Raw genomic sequence first — 17,630 nt, forward strand, 5'->3', positions numbered from 1 at the left:
CGCGGCGCCTCGTGCAACCGCGTACGCGCCCGGTGCGGGGCGATCGGTAATGCGGTCGGGGGAGCGCAGAGATTCGGGCGGCCGAGTCCGGGGATTACCCGGCCATCGGCGACTTGATCGTCGAGGTGTATGTCGGTGAGGGGTGCGCGAATCCGCCGGGCTCTGTGCCGACACCGCCACCCGGGCGGGGCGATCGGTAAAGGCAACGCGTGCGGCGGGGCGGTATCGAGGATGGAATTGTGATGATGAGTGTGCGCACTGAGCGGTCACGGGACGGCCGCGTGGAGATTCGGGTAGCCGAGCCCGGGGATTACCCGGCCATCGGTGAGCTGACCGTCGAGGTGTATGTCGGTGAGGGGCACGTGAATCCGCGCAGCCCTTATGTCGAGGAGCTCGCGGATACGGCCACCCGGGCGGCGGCGGCCGAGATTGTGGTGGCGGTCCGCGACGGCGAGCTCCTGGGCTCGCTGACCATGGCCCGGCCCGGCACGCCGTTCGCGGATATCGCCCGGCCGGGGGAGTTGGAGTTCCGGATGCTCGCGGTGTCCAAGGGCGCCCGCGGGCTGGGAATCGGGACCGCCCTGATGGAGCGGGTGATCGATACCGCCCGCGCCGAAGGGTTCGACGCGGTGGTGCTCACCACCATGCCGACCATGCAGGACGCCCGCCGCATGTACGACCGGCTCGGCTTCGCCCATGCCCCGGAACGAGATTGGCGCACCGACACGGGCCTGCAGCTCACGGTGATGCGCCTGGAGATCGCTGCGGCACGCTGACCTGGCCGGAGGCCCGGCATCGTCGGATGGGCACCGGTGGCGGCGGACTCACCGACCGGCCGCGGCGGACCGGCTCGACCGTCACGCGGTCGAACCGGCCAACCTCGCGGGCCCGCGACGGATTCGCGGGCGATGCCCAGGGGAAGCGGCGACGGAAGTGTCTGTCATCCCGGCATGTTCGGGCCGCGATCTACGCAGCGCCTGACTGGGTTCCGCATCGGAAGATGGTGCCGCCCCGCTGCCACGGTGCTGTCCTGCGGGTGAGTTGTTCCCGCCCAAAGATATCCGGCGCGCGACTTGCGCTCGCTCGGTTCGGCCTCGGCGGCTCCAGCGAGTGGAAGACCGGCGAGGCCAGCGCCGCGGCCGCGAGGGGCGCAGCGGCCACGCGCCCGGGGCGGTGGGGGCTGCCGGCCGTGGGCATGGTGCTGGTGGCTGTCGGCGTGGGTGTTGCGGGGTTGGGCATCGGGGCTCCCGTGGCTCGGTGCGGGGTCAGCAGTAGCTGGCCAGCGGGGGGCAGACGGTGTAGCCGGAGCCGTCGGCGTTCCACGATGGCGTCCAGACGGGCGAGTTGGCCGCCCCGGTGTCGAACGGTGGCGAAGGGGCGGGGACTTTGCCCGGGGAGCGCGGATGCTGGTTCTGCAGAACGGGATTCATGTCCGAGTGGCGGTAGCCGAAGGGGTCGCTGGCGTGTACCCCGGTGGGGTCGTCGCCATGGGTGATGATGCCCCGGCCGCCGCCGGATCGGGGTCCGGCCGAGTCGGAGGCGCCGGGCGAAATGGTGCCGCGGGATTGGGATTCGGCGCTGGCGGGCCCGGCTGCGAGCAGGGCTGCGGCCAGTCCGGCCACGGGGGTCAGGACGAGGGTCGCTCGTCGGGGGGTCGGGCGTGATCGATGGGCTTGCGGCATGGCGTCCTGCCTCTCTGCATGGCGTCATTGCTGATCTGCTTGCCGGTTCTGGTCACGTCGGCGACTTATCTACTAAGTAAGACCGTAGATCATCTACGTAGATGAATAGTAGGTAAATGCTGTGAATCTACTAAGTTCGTACGTAGATGCGACATGGCGAACAGCGGCCGGGCGGACGAGAACGCCCCCACCGGATCTCCGGCGGGGGCGTGAAACGCGGTGCGAGAAAGGTGGTGCGGCTCAGCCGAGCGCGGTGGCGACGATGCCGGCCAGGTAGCCGAGCCGCGCGACCTCCGAGGGCCGGAAGTCCGGACCACCCGGACGGCCCAGCAGCAGCACCTTGCCGGTGTTGCCGAGCGGCGCCGCGGCCAGCTTGGTGTCCATGTCCTTCCACAGCTGTGGCAGCCAGTCGGCCTCGCCGTCGAGGACCGTCGGCTTCTCCAGCGGCATCCACGGCGCCGACGCCGCCTGGGTCGACGGGGCGCTCTGCGAGCCGACCACGCGATACGCGCCCTGCGGGCCCATGTCGATCACGATCGACCAGCCCACCCGCAGCACCCGCGGCACGCCGTCGACCAGCACCTGCAAACGATCGTCGCGCGCATTGGCGACCTGATCGATGAGCTCGAGTTCGCGGTGGGTGTCCAGCATCCCGGAGTACGGGCGCAGCGAATCGACCTGCACATCGTGCAGGGATTCGGCCGCGGTGATGAGGGTGTCGGGCAATGCACCCGGGGGTACCTCCACCACGATGTCGTCGATCGCGAAGCCGTCGCCGCGTTCGACGACATCCAGCGAGAGGATGTCCGCGCCGACGGAACCCAGCGCCAATGCCAGCGATCCGAGACTCCCTGGGCGATCCGGAAGTTGCACGCGAAGCAGATAAGACACGTGCCTTCCTTTCTTTACTGTGCGACCGAAACTTTCGGACGGGTACCCGAGTCCCGCAATACTTACACCCTCGAGAGCTCGTTATCGAATCGAACCATTCCGTGTGACGCGGGCCACTTACCCATCGGTTACACATTGATGGTGCCAGTTCTGGCGCACACCTGCGACCGCTGGCTCGAGGCGACCCACTAGGCTGTCGAATGGCCAATCACCAAGCTCGAACCATGCCGAAAGGGGTCCCGCGGTGCCCGCCATCTCCAGGGACGAGGTCGCTCACCTCGCCCGGCTGTCCCGGCTCGCTTTGACGGACGACGAACTCGATCTGTACGCCGGTCAGCTGGATTCCATCCTGACCCACGTCGCACAGATCTCGCAGGTCGCCGCCGCGGACGTGCCCGCCACCGCATCCCCGAATCCGGAGACCAATGTGACGCGCCCGGATGCGGAGCAGCCCTGCCTGACTCCGGAGCAGGCGCTCGCCATGGCGCCGGCCGTCGACGAGCAGCGGTTCATGGTTCCGCAGATTCTGGGAGAGGGCGAATGACAGACCTGACCAAGCTGTCCGCGGCCGAACTCGCGGACAAGATCCACGCGCGCGAGGTCTCCTCGGTCGAGGTCACCGAGGCCCACATCCAGCGCATCGCCGAGGTCGACGGGGAGATCAACGCCTTCCTGCACGTGGCCGGCGAGCAGGCGCTGCTGACCGCCGCCGAGGTGGACCGTCAGGTCGCCGGCGGCAAGGTGGTCTCGGCGCTGGCCGGTGTTCCCTTGGCGCTCAAGGACGTTTTCACCACCACGGACATGCCGACCACCTGCGGATCGAAGATCCTCGAGGGCTGGGTGTCGCCGTACGACGCGACGCTCACCACCAAGCTGCGCGAGGCGGGCATCCCGATCCTCGGCAAGACGAACATGGACGAGTTCGCCATGGGTTCGTCCACCGAGAACTCGGCGTACGGCCCGACCCGCAATCCCTGGGACACCGACCGGATTCCGGGCGGTTCGGGTGGTGGCTCCGCCGCGGCGCTCGCCTCGTATCAGGCGCCGCTGGCCATCGGCACCGACACCGGTGGTTCCATCCGCCAGCCCGCCGCGGTCACCGCGACCGTCGGCACCAAGCCGACCTACGGCACCGTGTCCCGTTTCGGCCTGGTCGCCTGCGCGTCCTCGCTGGACCAGGGTGGCCCGTGTGGCCGCACCGTGCTGGACACCGCGCTGCTGCACGAGGTGATCGCGGGCTACGACCCGAAGGACTCCACCTCCCGCAATGTGCCGGTGCCTCCGGTGGTCGCCGCCGCCCGCGCGGGCGCCAAGGGCGATCTGACGGGCCTGAAAGTCGGTGTGGTGAAGGAACTTCACTCCGACAGCTACCAGCCGGGCGTCATCGCGTCCTTCGACGCCGCGGTCGCGCAGCTGAAGGAACTGGGCGCCGAGGTGATCGAGGTGTCCTGCCCGCACTTCGAGTTCGCGCTGCCCGCCTACTACCTGATCCTGCCGTCGGAGGTGTCGTCGAACCTGGCGCGCTTCGACGCCATGCGGTACGGCCTGCGCGTCGGCGACGACGGCTCGCACTCGGCCGAGCAGGTCATGTCCATGACCCGTGAGGCCGGGCTGGGCCCGGAGGTCAAGCGCCGCATCATGATCGGCACCTACGCGCTGTCGGCCGGGTACTACGACGCCTACTATGGTCAGGCCAACAAGGTCCGCAACCTGATCGCGCAGGACTTCGACAAGGCCTACCGGACCGTCGACGTGCTGGTCTCGCCGACCAGCCCGTTCACCCCGTGGAAGCTGGGCGAGAAGGTCAATGACCCGCTGGCCATGTACCTCTCGGACCTGTGCACGCTGCCCACCAACCTGGCCGGGCACTGCGCCATGTCGGTGCCGTCCGGGCTGAGCGCGGACGATGGCATGCCGGTCGGTCTGCAGATCATGGCTCCGGCGCTGGCCGACGACCGGCTCTACCGGGTCGGCGCGGCCTACGAGGCGGCCCGCGGGCCCATCGCCTGAGCGTGAAGGCCATGAAGGCAGCCTGATCCAGGCATGGCGACAGCCTGATCCAGGCGGTCCCGCAAGCGAATTCGGCCCCCGCCGGTATCCACCGGCGGGGGCCGTCCCTGTCCACCGGCCCGGACCCTGCGCTGTCCGTCCGGGTTGCCCGATCCCCACTGCCCGACTTGTCGGGTTCCGCCTGATCGGCGCCCGGCCGATCGGGCAATGCCTGCGGCTTGTCGACCCAGACCGGTAGGCTGGCAGCGGTTCGGCGTGTGTGAAGGGTTTCTTGGGGATGTTGCGACGCGGCGAAGTCTTCGCGGGCTACGTGATCGAGCGCGAAGTGGGCCGTGGCGGAATGGGTTCGGTCTACGCTGCCCGCCACCCTCGGCTCCCGCGGCTCATCGCGCTCAAACTGCTGCACCGGGAGATGTTCGGCGAGAACGAGACTCGCCTCCGGTTCGAACGCGAGGCCGACGTCATCGCCCAGCTCGACCATCCCAACATCATCACCGTCTACGACCGCGGCGATGACGACGAGCAGCTGTGGATCGCCATGCAGTACGTGGACGGGGTCGACTGCGCCTCCATCGACCCTTACGACCTCAGCCCCGACCGGGCGGTCGAGATCGTCGTGCAGACCGCGGCCGCACTGGATTACGCGCACGGGCGCGGTGTGCTGCACCGGGATGTGAAGCCCGCCAATATCCTGCTGTCCCGTTCCGGCGGCATCGGCGCCGGATTCGCCGAGCGGGCGCTGCTCAGCGACTTCGGCATCGCCCGGGTCCTCGACGACACCGCGCACCTGACCCGCACCGGCATGCTCAATGCCACCCTGGCCTACGCCTCCCCGGAACAGCTCACCTCGGCGCCCATGGGGCCGCGCTCGGACCAGTATTCCCTGGCGTGCACGCTGTTTCGGCTGCTCACCGGGCGCGGGCCGTTCGACGCCCCGAATATCGCGACCGTCATGCTCGGGCATCTGCAATCGCCGCCGCCCGATGTGAGCCTGCTGCGGCCCGAGCTGCCCGCGGAACTGGACACGGTGCTGCGGAAGGCGCTGTCCAAGGATCCGCGCGACCGCTACGACACCTGTTTCGAATTCGCGCAATCCGCCTGGGAGACGGTGGCCGAACCGGTGTCGCTGGTGCGGCGGCCGCGCGGGCCGGTCGCGGACCGGTTGCCGCGTCCGGACACCGTGCTCGGCTGCCTGTTCGGCGGCGCCGTCGGGGACGCGCTGGGCGCGCCGATCGAGACCATGCTGCTGCCGAACATCCAGCAGCGCTACGGGATCCAGGGCGTCACCGGGGCGGGCAGCGGCTACCGGGGCCGCATCTCCGACGAGACGCAGCTGGCGCTGTTCACCATGGAGGCGCTCATCCGCAGCGCGCGGGCCCGTGAGCGCGGCACCGCCGCCGCGGTGGGCATGATCCAGGAGAACCTGCTGGTGTGGCTGCGCGGGCAGGGGCAGGCGGCGGTGCCGGAACAGCCGGTGCCGTTGCAGAGCGGGCTGACCGGATACCCGGAGCTGATGACCTATCGGGGGCCGACGCAGACGACCATCTCGGCCATGCTGCGGGTGGCGGCGCGGCAGCAGCCCGGAATTCCGCTGGGCACCCGTGATCATCCGATCAACGACTCCAAGGGCTGTGCGGCCACCGTGCGATCCGCGTCGTGCGGGTTCATGCCCTCGCTGGAGTACGCCTTCGAATTGGCCTGTGACGCGGCGGCACTCACCCACGGCAATCCGAGCGGCTGGCTGCCGGCGGGAACGTTCGCGGCCATCGTGTACGGGCTGTGCCGGGGACTGGACGTGCGGGCGGCGGTGGAGCAGGCTCGGGCCCAGCTGGTTCGCAACCGCGATCACGAGGAGACCACCCAGGCTCTCGACGCGGCGGTGCGGCTGGCCGACACCCTGGCCTTCCGGGGCCGGCCCATGCCGCCGCCTGGACTGCTGGAACCGCTGGGCACCGGCGTGATCGGATCCGAGGCGCTGGCGCTGGGGGTGTGCGCGGCGGTGTGCGCCGAAAACGTGGGCGGCACACCGGAACAGATCTTCCGCAACGGCGTGCTGCTGTCGGTGAATCATTCCGGGGACAGCGACTCCACCGGGGCCGTCTGCGGCGCGCTGCTCGGGGCCCGGCTCGGGGTGCACGCCATCCCCGCGCCCTGGCGCGCCGGCCTCGACGCGGCGGCCGCCATCGAACGGCTGGCCGCCGACTTCACCCGCGAATTCCGCGGCGCCGCTCAGCAGTCCGGCATGACCGTGCCCTGGTCGGCGCCGTAGCGGTGACCGTGACCGGGCGGGGCGTCGAGCGCGCCCAGCAGGTCGGCGGTGGTCTGCAGGAAGCTGATCACCGGAAGCCAGTGCGGGACCGGCGCGTCCGGGCGGGTGGCGGTGAGATCCGGTGCGCGCCACAGCAGCGCCGGCGACCAGTGCACCACCGGATCGGAGGCATTGGCCAGCACTGTCGCGCGGCCGTGCTGCACCTGCCCGGCGGGCGGGCCCGCCCAGAGCGCGCCGCAGACGCGGCGGTCCTGGTCGGCGGCATCGGTGAAGACGGCGCTGCCGCCCAGCGCGCCCAGGCTCTGGCCGTAGATATAGAGCTTCGGCGGATTCGGTAGCGCCGCGATCCGTTGCTCCACGGCCCGGAACAGGGCGCGGGCGGATTGCTCGGCGGCGCTGCGGCCGAAGACGAAGGTGACCCAGCTCGGGGCGTCGGAGTACTGCAGACCGACCAGGGCGACATCGCCGCCGAAGCGGGCGTCGAGGCCCTTGGCCGCATCGCTGTCGATCCAGCCCGAACCGGTCGGCACCGTCACCACCAGATTGCGGCGCTGCAGTCCGCCGGTGCGCTCCAGCTCCCGGATCGCCAGCGCCACCCGGGAATCCAGATCGGGCGCGGAGTTCAACCCGACGTACACCCGCACGGTCCGCGCCGGAGTCCCCGCTACGAACCGGCGGCCCTCCGCCCCCAGCGACCGCCAGCTCGCCATCGACACCGGACTACCCGACCGCGTCGGCGAATCCGGTTGCACCAACCCCGGATCCACAGACGAATTGGCCGCCGCATAGGCCGCCCGCCGCCACTCCACCACCGTCGGCACGACCACCAGCTGCCCCGCCAGCAGCAGCGCCACCCCCGCCGCGATACTGCGCACCCGCCCCAATCTCCGCACCGCCCATCCCACTCCACGTGCCAGGGCGACCACGGCGACGACGAGCGGCACGGTCCAGGCCAGCCACCGCACCCAGTACCCGGGTCCGATACCCGCGACGCCCATGGCGGCGCGCAAGGTGTTCTGCCAATGTTCGGCGTAGCCCATCGCGGCCGCGACCAGCACCATGCCCGCGATCAGGGCCGGAACTCGGCCGTGTGTCAGATGCTCGATCCCGAACCGCGTCCACCGCAGTGCCATTCGGATGATCGCCGCCAGCCCCAACCCGATCAGCACCACGAGTGCGGTCAGGATCGCCTGCGCCGACGGTGTCCGCGGTAGCAGCCCCGGCGCCAGCGAGATCATGGTCCCGCTCGCCACCGCGGCACTGGTCCCCACTCGTGGGACATGGAATTTCACCCGCCCGAGCCACATTCGAGGCCCACCCCGGACCACGGCAGCGGCGCCTCCCGCCCGAGGTCCGGTCGGTTCCCCGTCCGCCGTGGGGGCCACTACCGCACGTACGCCGCTCGAGCCCTCCTGACCGGGGGATGGGAGGCCGGCAGCAGGAATTGCCGCATCCACCGCATGAGTCAGGAGGAATCCGAGTTGATCTGCCGCAGTGGATGGTTCGTCCCGGTGTTCCGACGGGAGGGAGAGCTCGGCCTCGCGCGCGCCCGTGGTCTCGGGTGGGCGGGTCACAGTGCCACCGCCATGCCATCGAGTGCGTCGGGACCGTGCACATGCGCGAGGGTGGTCCGGCGGATGCGCGTGCGGCGCACGAGAATGGTTGTCGCCGTGGCCAGTCCGGCGGCGAGTCCGAGGCTCGTGAGGGTGAGGGTGGCGGGGGAGGGGGCGTCGCCGGAGTGCTCGAAGAAGGGCTCGTAGATGGGGGTGCCGTAGTCCTGGCGGATGGAGTTCAGGTCCACGGCGGTGGTGGCCACGCTGGCCATGACCTGACATTGAGCGCGCGAGACCGGGTTCTCGCGGGCGTCGCAGGCCGCGTGCATGCGTCGTTCCAGGGCGGCGTCCACGGTTTGCCGGGCCCACGGGCCGAGCGTCTGGCCGTGCGTGGCCGCGTAACGCAGCAGGTCGTAGCCGAGATCGTGGGATTTGCAGGCCAGATCGAATTCGGCGGGCAGCGGGACGGGGGAGGAGCAGTCACCGTTCGGGTTGATGAGCATGCCCGACTCGACCACCGGGCGGTATCCGGCTGTGGTGATGAAATCCTCGGGGATGAGCGTTGGATCAGGCTGTACGGCAACCGATTCCAGGATTCCGCTGCGGGCGGCGGCGTTCTCGGGCGTGCCGGGCCAGCTGATCACGGCCCCCGCGCCCGGGGCGAAAGCCACACCGGCCGAGCACATCACCGCCGCGGCCGCCGCGAGCGCACCATACCGGCGTTGCCGGGCCCGGCGGTCGTGGCCTGACACGCCAGGGCCGGGGGACATGGTGCTCATCGAGTCGTCGGCCGCCAGTACGTCGGCGGTCGTGGCGCGCGAGGTCTCTCGCATGGTGTCCGCTGCGCGGCCGGCAGCCGCTACGGGTGCGGTGGAACGGGTCGAGATCCGGCGGGAAGTCGGGAACGCTCTCATGGGTCTCGACGCTAGGAATCGGGCTCCGACCGGGGCCTCAGCCTGCGGGGCGGTTCCGCGGTGGGCGAGGCGGGGGAGACCCGCGCGGGTGTCGTACCGGGGTAGGGGGTGGGAGATCACTCAGGGGTATGAGGTGGGGGCGGCGCGGAGTCTCTACCGTCGAGGGCATGGTCGGAAATATGTCTGGGCAGGCCCGTGTCGCACGGGCGCGGCAGGTGTTCGACGGGTTCACGGTCCTGCTCGCGATCGTCTTCATCGCGGTGGCCTGGCCGACGCTGCATCTGACGCACAAGGTTCCGGCGGCGGCCGCGCCGTTCATCGCGGGCTTCGCCGCCTTCCCGATTCTGCTGCTGCGGGTGAATCCGCCGCTGGGATGGGCGGTTTCGGCCGGTTCGGCGCTGATGATCGCGCTCGCGGTGCCGCATCAGCCGGGCAATTCGATCCCGTTCCAGGTGGTGCACATCCTGGTGCTGTTCGCCCTGGTGTTCGCGGTGGCCGTGCGCGCCCCCATCCGGATCGTGGCCGTGGTGTGGGTGGCGACCTCGCTGCTGTTCGCCACCGCCATGGCCCAGACCGGGGACAGCTTCGCCGAATCCGGGTTCGGCTGGCCGCTGGCCATCACCGGCCTGGTGGTGTTCGGCCTGCTCATCCGGTGGGTGGTGCTGTCGCGGCAGGCGCTGCTCAAGTCGGAGGAGGAGACCGAGCTGGAGCGGGCCCGCCGGGCCATCCTGGAGGAGAAGGCGCGCATCGCCCGCGACCTGCACGATGTGGTGGCGCACCACATGTCGATGGTGGTGGTGCAGGCGCAGACCGCGCCGTATCGGATCGGCGGGCTGTCGGCCGATGCCCGAGCCGAATTCGAGTCCATCGGCGTCGGCGCGCGGGCGGCGCTCAACGAGATCCGCGGCATGCTGGGCGTCCTGCGCAGTGACGGGCAGCTGCCCGAGCACGCGCCGCAGCCCTCGGCCGCCGACGTCCCGGGTCTGCTCGAGGGCGCGCAGCGCGCCGGGGTGCCGCTCACCTGGACCGTCGAGGGCAGCCTCGACGTCGTGCCCGATACCACGGGCCTGGCGCTCTATCGGATCGTGCAGGAGTCGCTGGCCAATGCGTCCCGGCACGCGCCCGGGGCGGCGGTGCGCGTGGACCTCGCCTGCGCGGGCGAGCTGACCCTGACCGTCGCCAATGATCGGCCGATCGCGGTGCGACCGGGTGAGCACTCGGGCACGTCCGGCAGCGGTATCGCCGGTATGCAGACGCGTGCGGCCGCGGTCGGCGGCGTGCTCACCGCTGGGCCCCGGCCGGACGGCGGGTTCGAGATGCGGGCCCGGCTGCCGCTGGCGCCCGCGCTGAGTACCGCGGGCAGCGCGGAGGCGCTCGGCTCCGGCCACTGAGTCCGGGGTTCGGGTCACCGCGCCGGGTCCGGCCGGGCGCGCGCGATGGCCGGGGTGCGAAGTCGTCGTCGCGCGGGCCGTTCCGGTCGGGGCATGGCAAACTCGGTGTCGTGTGTGAGGTGGGACTGTGGCGATAACCGTGTTGATCGCCGACGATCAGGCGATGGTGCGGCAGGGGTTCGGGGCGTTGCTCGCGGCGCAGCCCGACATCAGCGTGATCGGGGACGCTGCGGACGGGAAAATCGCTGTGGCCGAGGCGAAACGGCTGCGCCCCGACGTGGTGCTGATGGATGTGCGCATGCCGGAGATGAACGGGCTCGACGCCGCCCGCTCGATTCTCTCCGCCGGGCTCGAACCGCCGGTGCGGGTGCTCATGCTCACCACCTTCGATATCGACGACTACGTGTACGAGGCCCTGGGCATCGGGGCCAGCGGTTTCCTGCTCAAGGACGCGCCCGCCGAGGAACTGGTGCGCGCGGTGCGGGTGGTGGCCGCCGGTGACGCGCTGCTCGCGCCGACCGTGACGCGCCGGCTCATCGCCGATGTCACGCGTCGCCGGGCCCGGCGCGCCCCAGCGCCGCAGCTGTCGGTGCTCACCCCGCGCGAGCGCGAGGTGCTGGAGCTGGTGGCGCGCGGCATGTCCAATGCCGAGATCGCCGAAAGTCTTTTTGTCGCAGAACAAACGGTGAAGACGCACGTGTCGAAGGTCTTCACCAAACTGAACCTGCGCGATCGGGCGCAGGCGGTGGTGCTGGCCTACGAATCCGGATTGGTGACCCCGGGCTGACCTGCCCGGACAGGGTTCGACGGGTAGGCTCACGGACTTGTACGTCACCGGAAGGGGGTCGTAGCCAGTGCTGAATAGCGGTGACGTGTTCGCCGGGTTCACCATCGAACGACTGCTCGGACAGGGCGGGATGGGCTCGGTCTATCTCGCCCGGCATCCCCGCCTGGGCAAGCTGACGGCACTGAAGCTGCTGAACCGGGAACTATACGCGGACAGGGAGATTCGCGCCCGGTTCGAGCGCGAGGCGGATCTGGTCGCGCGGCTGGACCACCCCAATATCGTCGAGGTGTACGACCGCGGCACCGAGGACGAGATGCTGTGGATCTCCATGCAGTACGTGGACGGGGTGGACGCCGCCGGCATCAATGTCGCCACGCTGCCGCCCGAGCGGGCCGTACAGGTGATCGAAGGGGTGGCCAGCGCCCTCGACTACGCGCACGGCATGGGGGTGCTGCACCGGGATGTGAAGCCCGCCAACATCATTCTGGCCCGCGCTGTCGCCGGTCACGGCGAGCGCGTCTTCCTCACCGACTTCGGCATCGCCCGCCTGCGCGAGGACTCCACCCACCTCACCCAGGCCGGCATGTTCACCGCCACCCTCGCCTACGCCTCGCCCGAGCAGATGACCGGCGCCCACCTGGACCCCACCACCGACCAGTACTCCCTGGCCTGCGCCCTCTACTGGCTGCTGATCGGCGCCGGCCCCTACGACTCGCCCCACCCCGCCGAACTCATCCGCGGCCACCTCCAGCTCCTCCCGCCTCCCGTCTCCCTGCGCCGCCCCGGCCTCTCGCCCGCCATGGACGCCGTCCTCACCAAGGCCATGGCCAAACGCCCCGCCGACCGCTTCCCCACCTGCACCGATTTCGCCAAGGCCGCCCGCCGCGCCCTCTCCGGTCCGCCGGCCCAGCACCCCGTCCACCAGCAGCCTCTCCACCCCGCCTACCCCAATCTCCCCGCCCCCCAACCGAACTACGCCCCCCAGCCCTATCCCGGCCAGGCCTACCCGGCCCCACCCCAGCCCTACCCCGCCACGGCTCTGCCACCCCAGCCCGCGGCCTATCCCTCACCCCCGCAGCAACCGCCCGCGCCCAATTACCCCGCGCCGCAACCACAGTCCGCGCCCCCCGCCTCCCAGCAGCCCGTCAGCGCCCCCGGCTACCCGCCGCCGGCACAGTCGGCGGGTCCGCAGCCACAAGCCCCCGCGCGCGCTGCCGTCCCGACCTATGCCGCCCCGGCCTATCCCCCGGCCCCGTACCAGTCCTCCTACCCCGCGCCGGCACCGCAGGGCCCCGCGCCCGAGATTTCCCAGCAGCCGCCGGCGGACAACGACCGGGCAGGTCCGGGGCCGACCGCGCGCCCCTACCCTCCGACGCAGGGCCCCGCCGCCGGTTACTCCGCACCGCCGCAACCCCAGTCCGCGGGCGTGCCCGGCTATCCGGCGCCGCAAGGGCAGCCGATGCCTCCGGCCGCCGGCGTGCATGAGCCTGCGGCTCCAGCGGAGCCGACAGCTTCGGCCGGATCGACCGCGGGCACTGGCAGGGTCGCGGGTTCTGAACTGCCTGGTGCGCCGATTGTGGGATCACCTGCGCCGCAGGCGGTACCGGATGTCGACCCAACGGATGCCGGGTGGGCGAATCGGCCGCCGGATGTGGACGCGCAGGATGCGTCGCAGCGGCCGACGGATGTTGTTCCGCAGCCGGTGGTTTCGGCGGGGCAGCCCGAGGAGTTCTCGACCGGGGGTGCGACCGGGCCGGCGGTGTCGGATACCGATCGGCCGGAGCAAGCGGGATCCGCAGCGGCGAAGGAGGATTCGTCGGGTTCTGCGGGAGGCGGCGTATCGGAGCCCCGGGTTGCCGGAGAGACGGGCGAATCGGATTCGGGGGAGCAGGGTCTCGGAGGGGCCGCAGGGTCGCCTGGCTTCGAGGAGATCCTCGTCGAGCCGGTGACAGTGCTTGCGCAGCCCGTCGTGGCCGAGGCAGTGCCGCCGGCCACACCCGGTGGGTCGGCGATCGAGCCGACAGCGGCTGTGGGGGAAGGGGAGTCGGCTGGTGCGCCACCGGGTGTGATGGACGGTGCGGGTGAGATGTGGGTCGGTGAACCGATCCGCGGTGTCGAGGCATCGGAGTCGGCGAGGACGGATTCCGGTGCTGTAGGAGGGACGCAGTCGGGTGCCGCTGCTGAGATGGAGTCCGGTGCTGCCGCCGGAGAAGTGGAGTCCGGTGCTGCCGCCGGAGAAGTGGAGTCCGGTGCTGCCGGGGTAGGCGCGGCGGATTCTGATGGCGCTGAGGATGAATCGGGCGGAGTGTCGCGGCATCGGGATTCGGGGGCGTTCGTGCCCGGTGAGGCCGGCATCTCCGGTGGCACGGATGGTGCCAGCGGAGCATGGAGCGGCGGCGGGGCGGAGAACGTTGGCGGGCCGACGTTCGATCCGGCGTCGTCTGAGTTCGCTGCGTACGAGCAGGTTTCGGGCGGTGTGGCCGATATGCCCGGTTCCGGAAGCTCAGTGGCCGGGATGCCGGGATACGGCGGTTATGGGGGTATGGCGCAGGGTGGGCCTGGGTACGGTGTGCCGCCCTATCCGGGGAATCCGGTGCGACCCGGGCTGATTCCGACGTCGCAGCGGGCCGAGGCGTCGCAGCTCACCGCCGTGGTGGTGCTGGGGCTGGCGGTGGTGGCGCTGGTGCTGCTGGTGGTCGTCGCCATTGTCGTCGTGTCGGGGTAGGTGCGGGCGTAGGTCGGGCTACGGGGCCCATCGAACTTCGGTCGCGGGGCTGGGGTTGGCTCGGGGGCCGAGGACCATTTGGCCCTCGTCGACCAGGATTTGGCGGGCGCGGCGGCGGACCAGGCAGTTGTCCACGGTGCAGAACTTGTGGATCTGCATGGCTTGATGGGCCTGGGTCAGGGCCAGGTCGCCGGGGTCCATCGTGCAGTCGAACAGATACATCATGGTGTCCACCGGGGGCAGCGCAGGGGGCTGGACAATTCGCGGTCCGGCGCTGGTGCTCGGCATGCGGCGCATCCGCGCCGGGCCTCGTCAAGCCTATCGAGATTCATGAGGCGCCACACCGCATTCGGATCCCTTGTCACGCCCGGTCATACCGAGCGACCGCGGAGCGGTCGGGGAGGGATTGGGTGCGCCCGGCTCGGGGACGAGTGGGTCCAGAGATATCAGGGCTCCGGTTCTCACCGGGCGCGACTCCAGTCCAGCACCGTTTCGGCGAACCCACAATCGAAGCCCCGGCGCGGTGGGAAAACTTTCCGAAAGCGCCAGGTCAGCATTCATATCGCGTGGGAGCATCATTCGCAGTGACCGAAAACCGCCTTCGTGGGGGAGGATTCGATGTCGGAGCATGGTTCGACTCTGCCGCGTCGTCAACTGGGGCGATACCTGCGGGAAGGCCGGATGCAGTGCAATATGACGATCGCCGAGGCGGCGGCGCTGATGGAGTGGAGCGAATCGAAGCTGCAGCGGCTGGAAACCGGTAATGCCGAGAAGATCCGAGTCCTCGATGTCCGGGAATTGTGCCGAATCTACGACTTCGACGACGAGTTCAGCTCCGCGCTCACCGGCCTCGCGCAACAGGCCGGCGTCAAGTCCTGGTGGCACGAATACGACGATCTGATTCCCGAGGGTTTCAATATGTATGTGGGCCTGGAGGCTTCGGCCCGCGCCCTCATCTCCTATCAGCCGGAGATCATCCCGGGACTGTTCCAGACCGCCGAGTACGCACGGGTTCTGATCAATGATTACTGGCCGGATGCTGGGCGCGACGAACTGGACCGCCGCGTGCAGTTGAAGACGCGTCGTCAAAGCCTCTTGACGCGCAAGCGAAGTCCGGCTTCCTTCGATGTCGTGGTGCACGAAACCGCATTACGTCGCACTGTCGGTGGCCCGCATGTGATGGCTGCGCAGCTGCGACGCGTCGCGGACATGTCGACACTGCCGACGATCGCTGTTCGTGTACTACCCTTCTCGGCGGGCGTGCCGATCGGCCATACCGTCGGCCCGTTCGTGATCCTGGATTTCGGCCCGGACGCGGGCAACCGGCCTGTCGAACCCACGGTCGTCTACCTGGAGAACTTCCTCGGCGACCTCTACTTGGAGAAGCAGGCCGCGGTCGACCGATACCGCGAGGCATACCAAGCGATCCAGCGCGCCGCGCTGGACGAGACGACCAGCAGAGACCTCCTGCGGAGGGCGGCGAAGGAGTATGCGACGTGAGCGTCGAACCCGGTGTCCGGTGGTTCAAGAGCGCCCGCAGCACCGGTGCGAAGGAATGCGTGGAAGTCGCCTTCCTCTCCGGTGGCGTCGGAGTCCGGGACAGTAAGAACCCCAGCGGTCCGGCCTTGATCTTCCCGCCGGCGGACTGGGATCGGTTCACCGCCGCCCTGGCCGCCGGGCGGTTCGACGACTGAACCTCGGCCCGGCGGAATCCGGTGGCGGCACTGGGAATCAGGCCGCGCGGGAGGTGGCGGCGCGGGCGGAGTTGAGGGTGATCGCGGCAGCGTTCCAGATGGCGTAGGCGCTCACCGAGTAGGGCACCCAGGTCGGGTGGTGGATGACGAGCAGCACGATGGTGGCGACGGCCAGCGCCACGGCGCGGATGACGATGCCATTGTGGAGCAGGCTGCGCAGCACCTGCGCGTCGACGAGGCTGGTGTTCTTGGCGGCGTTCATGATTTCCGACCTTAAGGATTCGCGCGGCGTCCCAGAGGGGTCCGATCGCGCCAGGAATAGGACAGATCAGGCGGTGGGCCAGTCGTTTTCGGTCTCGCCGACCTTGTTGACGTAGTTGGTCAGGGTCTGCAGGGCGACCAGGGCGACGATTTCGAGCACCTGCTCCTGCGTCCACCCCGCGGCCAGCGCGGCGGCCGGATCGGCCTTGCCCCGGCTCTCGGTCAGTTCGCGGGCGAAGGCAACGGCCGCAGCCTCTTTCGGGTCCGCGGAGGTGCCGCCCTTGGCCGCCTCCATCTCGGCGTCGCTCAGCTTGGCGACCCGCTTGCCGGTGAAGGTGTGCGCCGCGACGCAGTAGCCGCAGTCATTGGCCGCGCCGACGGTGAGCGCGATGCGCTCGGAGGTCGGGGCCGGCAGCGTGCCCTTCTTCAGCGCGCCGGACAGCCCGAGGTAACCCTCCAGTACCACGGGCGCGTTGGCCATCACCTTGGTCATGTTCGGCACTCGGCCCATCCGCTTCTTGACCTCGTCCAGCAGGGGTGCGTTGTCGATCGGGGTGATCATGGCGTCCTCATCTTTCTAACGGAATATCGTGCTTTTACACGTTAGAACATCATGGAACTAAAGCGCAATACCCGTTAGAATGTGACCATGGTCGATCCCTTGGCACTCCGTTTGGCGAACACCATCCGCGCCACCAGCCGTGGCCTCACGGACGCCTTCGGCACCCCCGAATCCACCCGTGAGTGGCTGGTCGCCAATGCCGCGAATGTCGGTGTGTACCTGGACCTCGAGGCGTACCTGCCCACCGAGGACGAGCGCGCCGCCCTGGTGGACCTGCGGCAGAACGTGCGCGCGCTGTTCGCGGAATACGTTGCGCCCCAGCCGCCCAGCTCCGCCGACGCCGCCGTGCTGCCGGCCTTCCCGGACGCACTGGCCGCCGTCAACCGCGCGGCCGCCCCCGCGCTCCGGCTGCTGGCGTGGAACGACACCGGTCCGCACACCGAGCACCGGCTACTGACCTCGGACGACCTGGCCACCGTCATGGCCGGACTGGCCGACGCCACCATCGAGTTCTTCGCCGGCACCCAGGCCGCCCAGATCCGCGTCTGCCCAGCCCCGCGGTGCGTGCGCTATTTCCTGAAATCGCATCCGCGCCAAGAGTGGTGCTCGGTCGCATGCGGCAACCGCGCCCGCGCCGCCCGCCACTACGCCCAGCACCGCGACTGAGTTGAGCGCCGCGACCGAGCCCAGCGCCGCGACCGAGTTGAGCGCCGCGACCGAGCCCAGCGCCGCGACCGAGTTGAGCGCCGCGACCGAGCCCAGCGCCGCGACCGAGTTGAGCGCCGCGACTGAGCCCGGCGTCCTGACCGAGTTGAGCGCCGCGACTGAGCCCGGCGTCCTGACCGAGTTGAGCGCCGCGACTGAGCCCGGCGCCGCGACTGGGCCCAGCGC

The 17,630-nt window shown here is 70.1% G+C and carries 17 protein-coding genes; 10 read left to right on the top strand and 7 right to left on the bottom strand.

Annotation, left to right across the window (positions count from 1 at the left end; all coding sequences use genetic code 11):
* Nucleotides 1-245: 245 nt before the first annotated feature.
* Nucleotides 246-776, top strand: coding sequence for a GNAT family N-acetyltransferase (locus ACFXKA_RS06230; RefSeq protein WP_354835244.1), 531 nt, complete (start codon nucleotides 246-248; stop codon nucleotides 774-776).
* A gap of 489 nt (nucleotides 777-1,265) precedes the next feature.
* On the opposite strand, the gene ACFXKA_RS06235 is transcribed toward ACFXKA_RS06230, so the two are convergent.
* Entirely contained in the window at nucleotides 1,266-1,622 is a 357-nt protein-coding gene (locus ACFXKA_RS06235; RefSeq protein ID WP_379426336.1) for a hypothetical protein, read from the bottom strand.
* Nucleotides 1,623-1,922: 300 nt separating this feature from the next.
* Entirely contained in the window at nucleotides 1,923-2,573 is a 651-nt protein-coding gene (locus ACFXKA_RS06240; RefSeq protein WP_354835248.1) for an amino acid-binding protein, read from the bottom strand.
* Nucleotides 2,574-2,817: 244 nt separating this feature from the next.
* Here ACFXKA_RS06240 and gatC point away from each other — a divergent pair, with 244 nt between their 5' ends.
* The 3 genes from gatC (at nucleotide 2,818) to ACFXKA_RS06255 (ending at nucleotide 6,852) form a co-directional block, all read left to right on the top strand.
* A complete protein-coding gene (gatC, locus tag ACFXKA_RS06245; RefSeq protein ID WP_354835250.1) occupies nucleotides 2,818-3,117 on the top strand; it encodes an Asp-tRNA(Asn)/Glu-tRNA(Gln) amidotransferase subunit GatC in 300 nt (99 codons plus the stop codon).
* Complete coding sequence (gene gatA / locus ACFXKA_RS06250) at nucleotides 3,114-4,583, top strand: Asp-tRNA(Asn)/Glu-tRNA(Gln) amidotransferase subunit GatA (RefSeq protein ID WP_354835252.1); 1,470 nt, start codon at nucleotides 3,114-3,116, stop codon at nucleotides 4,581-4,583. The genes gatC and gatA overlap by 4 nt, the downstream gene beginning before the upstream one ends.
* A 277-nt stretch (nucleotides 4,584-4,860) precedes the next feature.
* Nucleotides 4,861-6,852 (top strand): ADP-ribosylglycohydrolase family protein, encoded by a 1,992-nt coding sequence (locus ACFXKA_RS06255; protein WP_379426337.1) that lies wholly within the window; start codon nucleotides 4,861-4,863, stop codon nucleotides 6,850-6,852.
* On the opposite strand, the gene ACFXKA_RS06260 is transcribed toward ACFXKA_RS06255, so the two are convergent.
* A complete protein-coding gene (locus ACFXKA_RS06260; RefSeq protein ID WP_379426338.1) occupies nucleotides 6,813-8,123 on the bottom strand; it encodes an alpha/beta-hydrolase family protein in 1,311 nt (436 codons plus the stop codon). The two genes, ACFXKA_RS06255 and ACFXKA_RS06260, sit on opposite strands and share 40 nt — an antisense overlap.
* 299 nt (nucleotides 8,124-8,422) lie before the next feature.
* Entirely contained in the window at nucleotides 8,423-9,319 is an 897-nt protein-coding gene (locus tag ACFXKA_RS06265) for a hypothetical protein (protein ID WP_379426339.1), read from the bottom strand.
* A 167-nt stretch (nucleotides 9,320-9,486) separates the two neighbouring features.
* On the opposite strand from ACFXKA_RS06265, the gene ACFXKA_RS06270 reads away from it, so the two are divergent.
* The 3 genes from ACFXKA_RS06270 (at nucleotide 9,487) to ACFXKA_RS06280 (ending at nucleotide 14,222) form a co-directional block, all read left to right on the top strand.
* On the top strand, nucleotides 9,487-10,710 hold the full coding sequence (locus tag ACFXKA_RS06270; protein WP_379426340.1) for a sensor histidine kinase: 1,224 nt from the start codon (nucleotides 9,487-9,489) through the stop codon (nucleotides 10,708-10,710).
* Nucleotides 10,711-10,837: 127 nt separating this feature from the next.
* Nucleotides 10,838-11,497 carry a response regulator gene (locus ACFXKA_RS06275; RefSeq protein WP_379426341.1) on the top strand — a complete coding sequence of 220 codons (660 nt, stop codon included), beginning with the start codon at nucleotides 10,838-10,840 and terminating at the stop codon, nucleotides 11,495-11,497.
* Nucleotides 11,498-11,564: 67 nt separating this feature from the next.
* Nucleotides 11,565-14,222: a protein kinase gene (locus tag ACFXKA_RS06280; protein WP_379426342.1), complete on the top strand. Its 2,658-nt coding sequence runs from the start codon at nucleotides 11,565-11,567 to the stop codon at nucleotides 14,220-14,222.
* 18 nt (nucleotides 14,223-14,240) lie between these two features.
* Here the strand turns inward: ACFXKA_RS06280 and ACFXKA_RS06285 are convergent, their stop codons facing one another.
* Nucleotides 14,241-14,510, bottom strand: a complete 270-nt coding sequence (locus ACFXKA_RS06285; RefSeq protein ID WP_379426343.1) for a hypothetical protein — start codon at nucleotides 14,508-14,510, stop codon at nucleotides 14,241-14,243.
* A gap of 330 nt (nucleotides 14,511-14,840) precedes the next feature.
* Between ACFXKA_RS06285 and ACFXKA_RS06290 the strand changes: the two genes are divergently transcribed.
* On the top strand, nucleotides 14,841-15,722 hold the full coding sequence (locus ACFXKA_RS06290) for a helix-turn-helix domain-containing protein (RefSeq protein ID WP_379426344.1): 882 nt from the start codon (nucleotides 14,841-14,843) through the stop codon (nucleotides 15,720-15,722).
* Nucleotides 15,719-15,916, top strand: a complete 198-nt coding sequence (locus ACFXKA_RS06295; protein WP_379382144.1) for a DUF397 domain-containing protein — start codon at nucleotides 15,719-15,721, stop codon at nucleotides 15,914-15,916. Before ACFXKA_RS06290 ends, ACFXKA_RS06295 begins: the two co-directional genes overlap by 4 nt.
* 37 nt (nucleotides 15,917-15,953) lie before the next feature.
* Here the strand turns inward: ACFXKA_RS06295 and ACFXKA_RS06300 are convergent, their stop codons facing one another.
* The gene (locus ACFXKA_RS06300; RefSeq protein WP_379426345.1) at nucleotides 15,954-16,178 is read right to left on the bottom strand and encodes a hypothetical protein; all 225 of its coding nucleotides are present in this window, start codon (nucleotides 16,176-16,178) and stop codon (nucleotides 15,954-15,956) included.
* 66 nt (nucleotides 16,179-16,244) lie between these two features.
* On the bottom strand, nucleotides 16,245-16,739 hold the full coding sequence (locus ACFXKA_RS06305) for a carboxymuconolactone decarboxylase family protein (protein WP_379426346.1): 495 nt from the start codon (nucleotides 16,737-16,739) through the stop codon (nucleotides 16,245-16,247).
* Nucleotides 16,740-16,826: 87 nt separating this feature from the next.
* Between ACFXKA_RS06305 and ACFXKA_RS06310 the strand changes: the two genes are divergently transcribed.
* A complete protein-coding gene (locus ACFXKA_RS06310; protein ID WP_379426347.1) occupies nucleotides 16,827-17,405 on the top strand; it encodes a CGNR zinc finger domain-containing protein in 579 nt (192 codons plus the stop codon).
* Nucleotides 17,406-17,630: the final 225 nt, after the last annotated feature.

This window comes from Nocardia sp. NPDC059228 (assembly GCF_042754245.1).
Taxonomy (GTDB): domain Bacteria; phylum Actinomycetota; class Actinomycetes; order Mycobacteriales; family Mycobacteriaceae; genus Nocardia.

What these genes read in the sequence shown, in the direction of transcription:
- ACFXKA_RS06230 (WP_354835244.1), top strand. Translation starts at nt 246, where the DNA reads ATGAGTGTGCGCACTGAGCGGTCACGGGACGGCCGCGTGGAGATTCGG.
- ACFXKA_RS06270 (WP_379426340.1), top strand. Translation starts at nt 9,487, where the DNA reads ATGGTCGGAAATATGTCTGGGCAGGCCCGTGTCGCACGGGCGCGGCAG.
- ACFXKA_RS06300 (WP_379426345.1), bottom strand. Translation starts at nt 16,178, where the DNA reads ATGAACGCCGCCAAGAACACCAGCCTCGTCGACGCGCAGGTGCTGCGC.
- ACFXKA_RS06305 (WP_379426346.1), bottom strand. Translation starts at nt 16,739, where the DNA reads ATGATCACCCCGATCGACAACGCACCCCTGCTGGACGAGGTCAAGAAG.
- ACFXKA_RS06285 (WP_379426343.1), bottom strand. Translation starts at nt 14,510, where the DNA reads ATGCCGAGCACCAGCGCCGGACCGCGAATTGTCCAGCCCCCTGCGCTG.
- ACFXKA_RS06265 (WP_379426339.1), bottom strand. Translation starts at nt 9,319, where the DNA reads ATGAGAGCGTTCCCGACTTCCCGCCGGATCTCGACCCGTTCCACCGCA.
- gatA (WP_354835252.1), top strand. Translation starts at nt 3,114, where the DNA reads ATGACAGACCTGACCAAGCTGTCCGCGGCCGAACTCGCGGACAAGATC.
- ACFXKA_RS06255 (WP_379426337.1), top strand. Translation starts at nt 4,861, where the DNA reads ATGTTGCGACGCGGCGAAGTCTTCGCGGGCTACGTGATCGAGCGCGAA.
- ACFXKA_RS06290 (WP_379426344.1), top strand. Translation starts at nt 14,841, where the DNA reads ATGTCGGAGCATGGTTCGACTCTGCCGCGTCGTCAACTGGGGCGATAC.
- ACFXKA_RS06310 (WP_379426347.1), top strand. Translation starts at nt 16,827, where the DNA reads ATGGTCGATCCCTTGGCACTCCGTTTGGCGAACACCATCCGCGCCACC.